The sequence below is a fragment of the Humisphaera borealis genome (assembly GCF_015169395.1).
Taxonomy (GTDB): Bacteria; Planctomycetota; Phycisphaerae; order Tepidisphaerales; family Tepidisphaeraceae; genus Humisphaera; species Humisphaera borealis.
On sequence record NZ_CP063458.1, the window covers coordinates 6,060,878 to 6,074,320 of the forward strand.

Sequence of the window (13,443 nt, forward strand, 5' to 3'; positions counted from 1 at the left end):
CGGTGGAGGATGAGCGGTCGTCGGCGTGTGACGGCTCTCGCACGGCTTGGAAAGCCGTGTCACGGACAGCGGTCGCGAGGGGCGGTCTTGGGTTCGTTCGGCGGCGTCGCCTTGGGTTCGTTCGGCCATTGCCCTTGCGTTTCGATTCGGTGTTCGATGTTGGGCGTTCGATGTTCGATCTTCGCCGCCGGCGCCGGGTTCGTTCGGCCGGGCGGGAAGACGTTGGTGGGCACACGGTGGCGGGCACACGCCGTGTGCCCCTACGGATCGGGTTCGTTCGGCGGGGGTCACACGCCGTGTGCCCCTACGGGTTGGTGTCCGTAAGACGGTTTCAGTCGGGTGGTGCCAGGCGGGTCGCGCGGCGGTAAAACTGTCCGACAATGGCACTTCACTCCCGTATCGGACTGGCTGGCTGGGCGATGCTCGCATCGCTTGCCCTTTTTACTTCGTCGTTGTCGGCCGCGGAGGTGAAGAAGCCGGACGATCCTGTCCGGCATATCTTGCCGGTGTCGGACGAGCAGGCGCGCGACTATGCCCTGGACCGCTCGTTCTACAAGAAATCGACCCTGGTCGAGAATGTCCTGATCGCGTCGTCGGACAAGGTGTCGGATTACACGCTCCTGGAGGCGGCTTATCTGTTCAGCCAGATGATGAAACAGGTCAACCCCGCGATCGCCCAGCGGGTGCGCGACCGGAAAGTGCTCTGTCTCATCATCGGTCACAAGGAGTTGACGTCCGACCTTCCACAGTTCGCCAGCGACAAGAAGGGCAAGGAACTCGACTTCTACAACTGGCGGCAGCGCGGCTTTCTCAACATGGGCGTTAACGGTCATCCGACCGTCGTTTTCGCGGAGGAGGATGTGATGGAATACGAAGGCGGCATGCAGATCGAGAGCATCCTGGTCCACGAGTTCGGTCATGTCGTGGACGGGGCCGGCTTCGATCCGTCATTGAAGGAGAAGCTGACCGCGGCGTACGAGAACGCCAAGAAGACCGGGCTCTACCGCGACGGGTACGCCGCCCAGAAGTTCCGCCGGGTGACCAGCGAAACGCCGGTGCTGCTGCTCGATGCGCTGGTCGCTGCGTTCCCGACCAAGACCCGCGAGTTTCTCAAGGCGTGCCTGGACGGCGGGGACATCCTGGTCAACGGCAAGCCGGTCGATTCGGCCGTGCAGGTGACCGCGAAGGACAAGGTCGTCATTGTGTTTGGCGGCCCGAAGAACTGTTACGGGCTGACAAGCCGGGCCGAGTACTGGGCCGAGGGGTTTCAGAGCTGGTTCGATACCAACCGGACGATGGATCACGACCACAATCAGATCCACACCCGGGCACAGCTGAAGCAGTATGACCCGATGCTCGCCAAGCTGTGTGAAGAAGTCCTGGGCGATACCGGCTGGCGGTTTGTGTCGCCGCGCGAACGAGCCGGGAAGGACCACCTGAGCGGCTACGACCCGGCGACCGCGCCGACGGTCAAGAAGTTGGATCACATCGACCAGGCCGCCCAGGACTACTACGACAAGTACTGGAAGGACTACTGGCTTCGGTTGCACGAGAAGCACCCGGCGCGATGAGGTGCAGGCCGAACGGGCACACGCCGTGTGCCCCTACGGGGTCCAGGTGGTGCCGAGGTTTTTGCGGTCGGGGGGTTGAATGGCGGGGGGCTTGGGGAACTCGGCGAGCGCCAGGCCGGGTTCCGGCGGAATGCCCAGGTCGCCGCCCCAGAGGCGGTTGTCCTGCCAGGTGGGTTTTGCGGCGGGGTCAAAACGGGTGATGACCGCGCGCTTGCCCGCCCAGACGGTGTTGCGCTTGAACACGCAGTCGATCGGCGGGAGCGGCGCTTTGACGTCCTTGTCGGCGTAGCCGAGCGCGATGCTCTGTTTGCAGTCCACGATCGTGTTGCCTTCGATCGTGGCCCCCTTGACCTGGAAGTAGCCGCTGGCGGGAGAGCTGTCGATGCCGTTCTGAAGGCAGATCGCCGCGCGGGCCTCGTCGCCCCCGAGGCGTTCGAGGTGGTTGCCAACGACGCGGTGGTCTTCGCCGATCACGCGGATGCCGCCGGTGCCGGTCCGGCCGTTTCCGAGGAAGACGTTGTTCTCGACGAGACAGCCGTTGCCGTGGCGAAGGGTGAGGGTGCCCTGGCATTCGATGAAGGTATTGCCGCGGTAGATGTTGCCGCAGGACTTGTTGGAGATGCACTCGACTTCGCCGTCGCACTTTTCGAAGAGGTTGCCTTCGACGAGGCACTCGGCCTTCTGCATGGAGGTTTCGCTGACGCCGATGCGGATGATCTCGCCGCCGTTCTTGCCGAGGCGCGGACGCGGGCCGAAGTAGTTGTTGGTGATCTGGTGGCGGGGGGGCTGGCCTTCCGTCGCGGGGAGCCAGACGACCAGCAGCGTGCCGGCGCTGGACTTGCCTTGGAAGGAACACCGCTCGACGCAGTTGGCCGAGCCGTAGATCGAGAGCCATTTGCGGTCGGTTGAGTCTTTGGTTGGCGAGTCTTTGGATGGGGAGTCTTTGGTTGGGGTCGTCTCGGTGATGGCGCAGTTTCGGAGGACGCAATGGCTGGCCAGGCGTTTGGAATCGGCGCGGAACAGGATGATGTCCGACTTGACGGGTCGGCAGTTGTCAAACCAGAGGCCTTCGACGACGAGGTGTTCGCCGGCGATGCGGAGGCGGGACGTGCCGGTCAGGCGAACCTTGCCGGGTTCGGCAGCGCGAAGGGTGATGGGTTTCCCCGCTTCGCCGGTGCCGCGTAGCAGGAGGTCAGCGTCTTTCCATTCGCCGGCGCGGAGGACGATCGTGTCGCCGGGCCGGGCGGATTTGACGGCGTCGTTGAGGGCATCGACATCGGCGACGGGCAGCTCGGCGGCGGCACACCAGCCGCAGGAGAGGAGCAGCATGAACGCTGGCACGATTCGGGTAAGCATGGCTGCCGATCCTACCGCAATCGCCGCGGCCGGGAGGGGGTCTTGCGTCAGCCGATGTAGGCGATTCGACCCCTCGCGAAGCATGGAATCAATATTGAACATGCGAGATGAGGAGTGGATCGGGCGGATCGCGGAGCCCATACCTTCGCTCCAAGAAAATGTTGGCGCGGCCTCAGGTTTCCCTTGCATCGCGTTTGAGCATTTGATTAGATGTTTCCACGAGCACCACGTGAAGTCTGGTATCCGTGGTGCCAACAGCTTTGAGCGCTTCCGCGAGGTTTCCTCCCCCTTTCCCTCGCGGGAGATGCACCCCCGGCCCCCGGTGGCACCCCACACCGGGGGCACTTTGTTTCTCCACTTCGGGCCGTTTCTCTGCTTCGGCGCATTTCTCCGCTTCGTCCATTTTCTCCGCACGGCGCGTCGTTCCACGCTCACCCTGTTTCAGCGACCCGGTTCGGACGGCACTCCAGGGCCGGACGTGTTAACATGCCCGCGGCCCTTCGCACGGACGCGACATGAACCCACTCGACGCACGACACCTGGCGCTCAATCTCATGGCCCGTCACGGGCTTCACGACTGGCGATTCGAGTTCGACAACGCCCGGCGGCGGTTCGGCTGCTGCAAGTACCGGGCGAAGGTGATCTCGCTGTCGCGCCCGCTGACACTGCTCAACCAGGAACCGCAGATCACCGATACCATCCTTCACGAGATCGCCCACGCGCTGACGCCCGGAGACGGGCACGGAAGCAAGTGGCGGGCGGCGTGTGTGCGGCTCGGTGCGCGGCCTCAGCGGTGCTACGGCGACACGGAAGTGACCTCCCCGCCCCGGCGACCGGCCGCCTACCGATACGGGTGCGGCCCCTGCGCCTGGTGGGTGGACCGCAGACGCCTGGTCGCGAACCGTTACGTGTGCGGCAAGTGCGGAGGAAAACTGATTTACCACCACAAGGCGACCGGAAGGGCGTTCCGCGTGGAGCCGTTCCAGCGTGGGTCAAGGCTTGTCGAAGTCGTGCCGGACCGGACGCCACAGCTGCAATTACCGCAGCCGCAGAATTGGCCTTGATCGGCCTAAACGGACTTCAGGCAATCCTTTGTCGGAGCCGGGTGTCTACATCCGCGGTATCCGGCGACCGGCCGCCGTGCGGGTGAACACCGCCGGTAAGAATCTGTGAGCCAGTTGTTTCCGGACGTGGCGTAGTGCGAAAACGCCGGGTAGATTGTGTCACGCTTGGCGATCGGTGCCCGAAGGGCGCGGCCATTCCATTCATTCCTGCCCGAACCGATTCGCCGGTAAGGTCGGGGTCTCGAGGATCTCCCATGTTGAAGGTTACGCGATTTGGTTTTGTGGCGGTGATGGTCTGCGCGATGGTCGGCTCGGCCAAGGCCGATCAGTCGACCCCCAAGGGCGCGGCGTTGGCGTTCGGTAACGCGCTGATCGGCGGCGACAGCAAGGGCATCAAGGCGACCGCGGTCGGCAGCGACGCGGACTTCAAGGTTGTCGATGCGCTTGGCACGATGGTCAGCGCGATGAAGAAGCTGTCCGACGCCGCTGCTGAGAAGTACGGCAAGGACAACCCGATCTCGGCCAGCGCCAAGGACATGGACATCGCCGCCGAGCTCGAGAAGTCCGAAGTCAAGGAAGAAGGCGACACCGCCACCATCATCAACAAGACCAAGGAAGAAAAGAACCCGATGAAGCTGGTCAAGAAGGACGGCAAGTGGTTCGTCGACCTCGCGTCGCTCCCCAAGGACGGCATGGACCAGGTCGTGAAGATGGCCCCCGCGATGGCTAAGGCCGCGACGGAAGTCACCGCCGAGATCAAGAGCGGCAAGTTCAAGGACGCGATGGAAGCCCAGCAGGCGCTCGGCACCAAGATGATCGCCGCGATGATGGAAGCCGGCCCCGCCCCGGCCCCGGCTCCGGCCCCCGAGAAGTAAGCCTTCCTTCAGGCGATGGATTTTCGAACGAACGAGCGGAGGCGGCCGAAAGGTCGTCTCCGCTTTTGCGCGTCGCTCGGCTTGGGAGGAAGAGGGATTCACCACGAAGACACGAAGACACGGAGGTGATCCCCTCTTCCCCGCGACCGGGTTATCGCCGTTGCATTCTCCCGATCTTGCGACTACCAATGCGGCTCTCACACGGAGGCCTCGAATGAGCATCGCGACGCTGCGGCAGAAACTCGCTTCGATCGGGCAGGATCAGGTCCTGCGGTTCTACGATTCACTCTCACCAGAGCAGCAGAATCGGCTCGTTGCGCAGCTCGGCGCACAGGATCTGGGCCTGCTGGCATCGCTCGCCGAGACCTACGTCCGGCAGAAGCCGCCGATCGATCTGCCGAAGGACATCCAGCCTGTCAAGCCTTATCCGCGCACGCCGGCGGCGGGGCAGGAGAAGCTGTACGCCGACGCCCGCGCACGAGGCGACGAACTGCTCAAAGCCGGCAAGGTCGGTGCGTTTCTCGTCGCCGGCGGGCAGGGGACGCGGCTGGGCTACGACGGCCCGAAGGGAGAGTACCCCGTCACGCCGATCAAGCAGAAGCCGCTGTTCCAGGTCTTCGCCGAACAGTTGCACACGCACAGCCGGATCGCGACGAAGGTCATCCCCTGGTACATCATGACCAGCGAGGTGAACGATGCCCCGACGCGGGCCTACTTCGAAAAGCACAACTACTTCGGCTACCCCAAGGCGGACGTCTTCTTCTTTCAGCAGGGCATGATGCCGGCCTACTCGATGGACGGCTCGCTGCTGCTGGGCGAGAAAGACTCGCTCGCCCTCTCGCCCGACGGGCATGGCGGCTCGCTCCGCGCGCTCGACCGCAGTGGCGCGCTGGCCGACATGAAGAAGCGGGGCGTCGAGCATCTGTCTTACTTTCAGGTGGACAACCCGCTCGTTCACACGATGGACCCGCTGTTCCTCGGCCTGCACGATCTCACCGGCAGCGAGATGAGCAGCAAGATCGTCCCCAAGGCCGGGCCGCTGGAGAAGGTCGGCAACTTCTGCATCGGCGACGGCAAGGTGCAGGTCATCGAATACAGCGACCTGCCGGAACACCTCGCGAAACAGACCGTCGGCGGCGCGCTGGCATTCAACGCCGGCTCGATCGCGATCCACGCGCTGCGCGTCAGCTTCATCGCGCGACTGAACGCCGGCGGCAGGCTGGAATTGCCCTGGCACCGCGCCGAAAAGAAGGTGCCCTACGTCGACGCCAGCGGCACGCTGATCAAGCCCGAGAAGCCCAACGCAGTGAAGCTCGAGCAGTTCGTATTCGACGCAATCCCGCTCGCCGAGAACCCGCTGGTCTTCACGACAAGCCGCGCCGAAGAGTTCAGCCCGGTCAAGAACGCGCAAGGCGACGACAGCCCCGCGACATGCAAACGCGATCAGATCCGCCGCAACGCCGAGTGGCTGGAACTCGCCGGCATCGACGTACCCCGTGCCAACGGCGAACCTGCGATGACGATCGAAATCTCGCCGCTGTACGCAACTAGCGCCGAGCAGCTCAAGTCCCGGAAGCCGGTTGTCGTGCTGAAGCCGGGCGTGGATGTCTATATCGAATAGGGCAAGGTCATGGATTCGTGTAGCCGGCAAGCAAACTTGCCGGCTACACGACGACCCGCATCACTCAGCCGGTGGTTTGATCTCGTCCCCTTCGAGCAGATACTGCCAGATCGCTTCGAACTGCTTTCGCGCGTCGCCTTCGTAGACGTTGGTGATCGTCGTCTTGCCGTCCTCGCGTTCGAACGCGGGCATCTTGGTGTTGGGGTCGAGGCGCAGCGGATTGTGCACCCAGCGGTGGTAGTAGTCCTTCAGCAGCCGCTCGCGGGCGTGAGAGAAGTTGACCGCCGGGGCCTCGAACGGGTTCAGCGCCGGCTGCTTGTTGACGGCGTGGCACTGTACGCAACTGAAGCTTTCGTTCGGCGTCTTGCCGACCAGCTTGCTGCCGATCGCCGCAAGGGCGGCATCGGGCTTGGGGTACTCGGGCGTCGTTGCGCCGATGCCATGCTCGGCGGCCATGCCGCGAGCGAGCGCGTCGGCGTCCACGTTGAATCCCGGCATCTTCGCGTGCAGATACGGCCGTGGTTTGTACGTCACCTTGCCGGCGATAAACGCTGACGCCCATTCCGGCCGCAGCTTCTCGCCGAACCAGGTCATCAGCGGTGCCCGCTGGTCGGGGGCGAACGCCTCGGCACTTTCCCCCTTGGGCGGCGGATAGGTGCCTTCCATCTCCTTGTGGGCGGCGTCGTAGGTCGTCGCCATCAATGACTCTTTCCCGTCGCGGGCGTGGCAGGCGTTGCAGTTGAGCGACTTCACCTGCCGCATGGCGTACTCCGCCGGCGACTCCTTCGACAGCGACGACCGGTCGGTGGCCGCGAATGCGACGATCGCCTGGCGGTGTTCATCGGTCAGCTTGAAGTGCGGGGCGCCCTTGCGGCCGGCGTCATCGGCCGACAGACAGCCGCGACTCCAGCCGTCTTTCGGGATGGCGTCGAGACTGGCGAACGTCGCCGGCTTTTCCTGGTCGACGGCATGACAGTTCACGCAGCCGGCGGTAACGATCAGCGCCTTGCCCTTGGCCGCGTCGCCCGCGGGGAGGTCGGCGGTCATGGTGCCGGCCGCCTGAGACAGCAGGAACGCCGCAACCGCCGACGCGTCGGCTTCACTGAACCGGAAGTTAGGCATCGGGATCGACGCGTAGTGCGCCGCCGGGTTCTGCAGGAACTTCACCAGCGCGCCGGCCTTGAACTTGGCCTTGACGTACTTCAGCGGAACGCGCGCCGGTGGCGGCGTTTCCCCTTCGGCGACTTCCGCTGGTGCGGCGTTCTCCGGCAGGCCGGCGGGGGGCTCGTGGCAGGCGATGCAGTTGAGCGACGTGAAGAGCTGCCCGCCGCGGGAGACCTTCGTGTCGTCGGGGGCGGGGCCGTCGTCGGCCTTGGCCTCGCCGCCGCCGAGCGTGGCGAGATACGCCGCCACATCGGCGGCGCGAGGATCGATCGAGCCCTTGTCCTCACCCTTGGGCGCAAACACACGCGGCATGTGCGGGTTCGGGCGAAGGGCATGCGGATTGTTGATCCAGGCTGTCATCCAGTCTTTGCTTAGCCGTCCGCCGACGTCGGAGAGATCGGGCGCAACCCGCTTTAGTTCCGGCATGATTGGCGCTTTGGCATCCATCGCCCCGGCAGAATGACAGTTGAAGCAATGCAGCTCGGCGAAGAGCTGCCGGCCTTCGCGAATACGCATCCCCTTCGCGACCGCTTCGCCGCCGGCGTTGTGCGTGAGCTGTGTCGGCGGCACGGGGTGGGCGTAGTACTCGTCCTTCACCGTCCAAAGCAGACGCAACGCCGAATCCCCAGCGGCGGGGCTTTCGTACTTCACGGTGATCTTGTTCTTCCCCTTGCTCAGCCGGACCGGTTCGCCAGCGGCTTTCTTGAAGTCGTCTCCCTCGGCCGTCAGCACGACCTTCTCGCCAATGCTGACCGTCACCTTGCCGCGGCCCTCGGCGGAAAAGGTGTAGGTGTCACGCAGCCGCATGTTGACATCACCTTCGAACACGGCCGAGAACCGCCCGGCGCGAAGGAACGGCGTCGGCGGCGCGCCATCCGCGACAAACAGCGCAAGCATCCGCGACACACGCGTGTCGGTCGCCAGTGGCTTGCTGTCAGCGCCGATCGGCCTGAAGGTGACGGCGACGCCGGCGGCGTCCTTTTCGTCTGCCTTCAAGGGCGGGGCGTCGGGGAGCTTGTCGGCGGTGTTAGGCGTCGACTGGGCGGCAACATCCGCGGGCTTAAACAGCGGACCTGCAACGGACAGTGCCGCCGCCGCCAGGACGCCGAGGCCAGTGAACCAACGCTTCGAGAGTAGTCGTCGCATGAGTGACAGAAGTATACGGTATAGCTGTCCCGCGCCGAACGGCCGATCTGGTCGTCTCGTCGGTGCTTTCGGGGGCGCGAGTCGAGGTGACGGGCCGAACGTCAGACCGTTCCCCATTGCGGTCATCCTGAGCCGCCATGCGACGTCGTCGCGGCCTCGTGCGATGAACGCGACCTGGTGCCACGGGTCGGCGGTACTCCGCAGACCCATGCGCAGGTTGTTCCAAAACACGGGTCTCCGTAGTACCGGCGACCCGTCGCACCAGTCCGCGAACCATTTTCAGAACAGTTACCCCGAGGATTTGAAGGTAGCGTCGAAGCAAAAAGGTCTCATCCGTCGAGTCCGGCTTACCGCCGGCCACCGGCAGATCGCCAGTCGCGCAATCGACAGCCCCATCGGTAGTAAGTCCATGCGACGACGCCGGCATAAGCACCTATCCCGGCGGGTGGTCCCCAAACATGCGGCGGGCCACTGACCGAGAAGAGTGCCGCACCGAGGGCGAAGAAAGCGATAAACCCGTACCCCATCACAATCGCGGCGGTCGCAGTTCGCGATCGACCGATAAACGAAAGACACTGACATAGGAGAAACGCCAGCGTCATCCCAAGAAAAGCGTAGCTCGCCAATTGATCTCGCTCACTAACGGGCGTGAAAATTCCGCGAACACCCACGATCGCGAGCCCGCTCAGCTGCGCGAACTGAACACTCGCCACGATGACAAGCAGATTGCCACGAGCAGGAGCAGTCGGTACGGCTTGGTACTCGAGCTTTACGACCCCATGTACCGGACTTGTATCGGGCAAATCCATGTCGTCTGCGTTGCTCTCACGACTCCAGCATCTCCATCTCCGCCATCGCGGCGTCGATGACGGCTTGCACGTTGTCCGGCTGATCGAGGCCCGCCTCGGGCTGGTCGGCGCCTTCGAACAACGCCGCCTGTTGCTGAGCCTTGGCTTTGCTTCGCTTGGTGCCGGCGCCGCACATCATGACGCTGTCGCCGCCCAGCTGCAGTTCAAGGTCGGCGATCAGGTCGCCTGACGGTTTGACGAACCGTTCGCGGTCCAGCCGCATGATGACGCGCTGCTGCGGGCTGGTCGCCACCTGAAGGTAGACCTCGCAGTTGCCCTTGTGCTTGCGGAGGATCGTCTCGATCTTCTCGGCCAGATCGGTCGTGTGGCGCATCGAGTCGAGCTTGATCGCGACCGTCGTCGTCAGCCGGGCCGTGGCCTCGGAGATCGGCAGGACCTCATTGATCAGAAGGCTCGGCGTTTCGCGCTTGCGGTCGATCTTGCCGCGAACGAACACAATGCTCTCGTTCGCGACTGCGTTCGGATACTTCGCGATCACCTCGGCGTAGGTTTCGGCGAACATGGTGCCGTCGATCTGACCCTCCAGATCTTCCATGGTGATGATCGCCATTGGCATGCCGGCCGACCGGCCGTTCTTGGTCAGCACCTTCTTCACGCGGTTGATCATTCCGCCGATCATCACTTCGGTGCCTTCGGACATCTGAAGCGCATCGCGCGTGCTCGCGGTGCTGTAGTGCTCCAGGGCCGACTGGTGCTCGGTCAGTGGATGGCTGGTGATGTAGAAGCCGAGCAACTCTTTCTCGAACTTCAGCAGTTCCGGCTGCGGCAGTTCATCGACATCAGGCAGCGACGGATGCGGCAACGCGGCGGCGGACGACGTCTCGGCCGCGCCGAACATGCTCATTTGTCCCGACCGTTTGTCGGCCTGCGAACGCTGCCCCGATTCGACCGCTGCATCCATCGCCTGAAGCAGCGCCGCCCGTTTGCCCATCGCATTGAACGCGCCACACTTGATCAACGCTTCCAGCGTCGACTTGGTCACCGCCCGCAGATCGACGCGATCGCAGACGTCGTAGAGCGACCCGAACGGCCCCTTGGCCTTCCGTTCGGCGATCAGCGTATCGACGGCCTTCTCGCCCACCCCGCGCACCGCGGCCATTCCGAAGCGAATCACGCCTTCCTTGGGCGGCTTGGCCTTGCGCTTGCCCTTGGATTCCGGCTCCACGTAAACCGGCGTGAAATCGCGTTCGGAGATGTTGATGTCCGGCGGCAGCACCTTGATGCCCTTGGTGCCGTCGGCGAGTGTCATTCGGCGGCATTCTTCGATGTACTCGACCGTCTTTTCCGTGTTCCCCATTTCGTACGTGAGCAACGCGGCCATGTATTCGACGGGGTGATACGTCTTCAGGTACGCCGTCTGGAACGCGACGATCGCGTAGCGCGTGCTGTGCGACTTGTTGAAGCCGTAGCCGCCGAACTTCAGGATGTGTTCGAAGATTTCGTCGGCCTTGGCCTCTGGGATGCCCTTGGCGGTGCAGCCCTTGAGGAACTCCGGCCGGAACTTGCCGATGACGTCGGCCATCTTCTTACTGATCGCCTTGATCAGCTTATACGCGGCCGACAGCTCGATGCCGCCGAGGCCGTTGAAGATCTGCATGACCTGTTCCTGATAGACCATGATGCCGTAGGTCTCGGCCAGGATGCTGTCCATGATCGGGTGGACTTTCGGCACTTCCTCGCGGCCGTGCTTGCGGGCGCAATAGCTGGGAATCAGCTCCATTGGACCGGGGCGATAGAGCGCGTTGGCGGCGATCAGGTCCTCAACCCGGTCCGGCTGCATCTTCATCAGCAGGTCAGCCATGCCGCCGGATTCGAACTGAAAGATGCCCTTGGTCTCGCCGCGGCTGAACAGTTCGAGCACGGTTTTGTCGGTCAGGTCGAGCTTCTCAACATCGATGTCGATGCCCTTTGTCTGCTTCACCAGGTCCACCGCGCGGGTGATGACGGTGAGCGTGCGCAGACCCAGGAAGTCCATCTTCAGCAGGCCGACTTTCTCGGCGATCGGCCCTTCGAACTGCGTCAGGATGTTGTCGTCTTTGTCCTTGTAGAGCGGGACGATGCCATCGAGCGGCTGATCGGCGATGATCACGCCCGCCGCGTGACAGCCGGCGTTACGGCAGAGGCCTTCCAGCCGCTTGCCGATATCGATGATCTGCTTCACCTGCGGGTCGGCGGCGTACAGGTCGGCCAGGTCTGGAACGCCTTTGAGGGCCTTGTCGAGCGTAGTGCCCGGCGTGCCGGGAATGAGCTTGGTGATCTTGTCCGTCAGCGCCAGCGGCATGCCCAACACGCGACCGACGTCTTTACACACTGCCTTGGCGGCAAGTGTGCCGAACGTGATGATCTGCGCGACGTGGCCGTACTTTTTTCGCACGTACTCGATGACGCCTTGCCGGCCGTCTTGGCAGATGTCGATATCGATATCGGGCATCTCCGATCGGCTGGGGTCCATGAACCGTTCAAAGAGCAGGCCGTACTTGATCGGGTCGACGTTACATAAACCCAGCAGGTAGCCGACCATCGTGCCCACGCCCGAACCTCTGGCGCCGACGGGAATGCCATTGTCGCGGGCGTAGTTGCAGAAGTCCCAGACGATCAGGAAATAGCTCGAGAAGCCTTTGCCGGCGATGACCTTGATCTCTTTCTCCAGCCGCTCGCGTACGGCAGGCGCAACGTCGCGCGTGCCGTATCGCCATTCAAGGCCGTCCTCGCAAAGCTGGCGCATGTACGCTTCGTCGTCGGCCATCGCTGGAGGAAGGGACGAAGGCACGGAGGCATTGTGGCACGAAGGGTCAGATTTTGTAGCCGCGTCCTGCGACGCGGTGTCCTCCGCCTTCGTGCCTTCGTGCCTCAGTGCCTCCGTGCCTGCCCCCTTCAACTTCTCCGCCGGCACCCGATACACCGGCGCGTACCGCTTGCTGAAGTCCAGCGACACATCGCACATCGCCGCCACGCGGGCGGTATTCTCGACGGCCTCGGGGAACTCGTGGCAGATCTCGGCCATCTCCTGCGGGCTCTTGAGGTACAGGTGCGTGGGGTACTTCAGCCGACCTTCGTCGGCGACCAGCCTGCCCATGCTGATGCAGCAGAGCACGTCGTGGGCGAAGTGATCGTCCTTGTTCAGAAAGTGAACATCATTCGTCGCGACCGTGCCGACGCCGAGCTTCTTGGCCAGCTCGACCAGCTCGGGGTTCACCATGTCCTGTTCTTTGATGCCCTGTTTCTGCACCTCGATGAAGAAACGGTCGGGCCCGAAGATGTCGAGATAGGTCTCTGCGATTTCCTTGGCGAACTTGGCGTCCCGCCGCATGAACGCCGACGGGATTTCGCCGCCCAGGCAGGCACTGGTGGCGATCAGACCTTTGCGGTGCTCGCGGAGGATTTCCTTGTCGATGCGCGGCTTGTAGTAGAAGCCTTCGCGATACGCCGTGCTCGAGAGCTTGAGCAGGTTGTGATACCCCTCGACATTCTCGGCGAGCAGCACCATGTGGAACGACGAATCGCCGTGGGAAGTGCTCTTGTCGCGGCGGTCGCCGGGAGCGATGTAGGCTTCCATGCCGATGATCGGCTTGATGCCCTGTTTCTTGCACTCGTTGTAGAACTCGATCACACCGAACATGCAGCCGTGATCGGTAATGGCAAGGGAATCCATGCCCAGTTGCTTAGCCCGCGAGACCAGATCGGAGATCCGGCAGGCACCATCGAGCAGGGAGTAATGGGTATGAACGTGCAGGTGAGTAAACGGCATCCGTGCGAACCTCCAGGAATGCTTATATC

The 13,443-nt window shown here is 63.4% G+C and carries 7 protein-coding genes; 4 read left to right on the top strand and 3 right to left on the bottom strand.

The annotated features are described in order from the left end of the window. The first annotated feature begins 380 nt into the window (after positions 1–380). Positions 381–1,571: a hypothetical protein gene (locus IPV69_RS22845; RefSeq protein WP_206292041.1), complete on the top strand. Its 1,191-nt coding sequence runs from the start codon at positions 381–383 to the stop codon at positions 1,569–1,571. 33 nt (positions 1,572–1,604) lie between these two features. Here the strand turns inward: IPV69_RS22845 and IPV69_RS22850 are convergent, their stop codons facing one another. Further along, complete coding sequence (locus tag IPV69_RS22850; protein ID WP_206292042.1) at positions 1,605–2,927, bottom strand: polysaccharide lyase 6 family protein; 1,323 nt, start codon at positions 2,925–2,927, stop codon at positions 1,605–1,607. 515 nt (positions 2,928–3,442) lie between these two features. On the opposite strand from IPV69_RS22850, the gene IPV69_RS22855 reads away from it, so the two are divergent. The 3 genes from IPV69_RS22855 to IPV69_RS22865 all read left to right on the top strand — a co-directional run bounded on the left by IPV69_RS22855 (position 3,443) and on the right by IPV69_RS22865 (position 6,487). Then, positions 3,443–3,991 carry a SprT-like domain-containing protein gene (locus tag IPV69_RS22855; RefSeq protein ID WP_206292043.1) on the top strand — a complete coding sequence of 183 codons (549 nt, stop codon included), beginning with the start codon at positions 3,443–3,445 and terminating at the stop codon, positions 3,989–3,991. A gap of 254 nt (positions 3,992–4,245) precedes the next feature. Then, complete coding sequence (locus IPV69_RS22860; RefSeq protein WP_206292044.1) at positions 4,246–4,866, top strand: hypothetical protein; 621 nt, start codon at positions 4,246–4,248, stop codon at positions 4,864–4,866. 214 nt (positions 4,867–5,080) lie between these two features. After that, on the top strand, positions 5,081–6,487 hold the full coding sequence (locus IPV69_RS22865) for a UTP--glucose-1-phosphate uridylyltransferase (RefSeq protein WP_206292045.1): 1,407 nt from the start codon (positions 5,081–5,083) through the stop codon (positions 6,485–6,487). A gap of 60 nt (positions 6,488–6,547) precedes the next feature. On the opposite strand, the gene IPV69_RS22870 is transcribed toward IPV69_RS22865, so the two are convergent. Together IPV69_RS22870 and IPV69_RS22875 are read right to left on the bottom strand one after the other, a co-directional pair. Then, on the bottom strand, positions 6,548–8,797 hold the full coding sequence (locus IPV69_RS22870) for a cytochrome c (RefSeq protein ID WP_206292046.1): 2,250 nt from the start codon (positions 8,795–8,797) through the stop codon (positions 6,548–6,550). 825 nt (positions 8,798–9,622) lie between these two features. Further along, on the bottom strand, positions 9,623–13,414 hold the full coding sequence (locus IPV69_RS22875; protein WP_206292047.1) for a DNA polymerase III subunit alpha: 3,792 nt from the start codon (positions 13,412–13,414) through the stop codon (positions 9,623–9,625). Positions 13,415–13,443 lie beyond the last annotated feature (29 nt).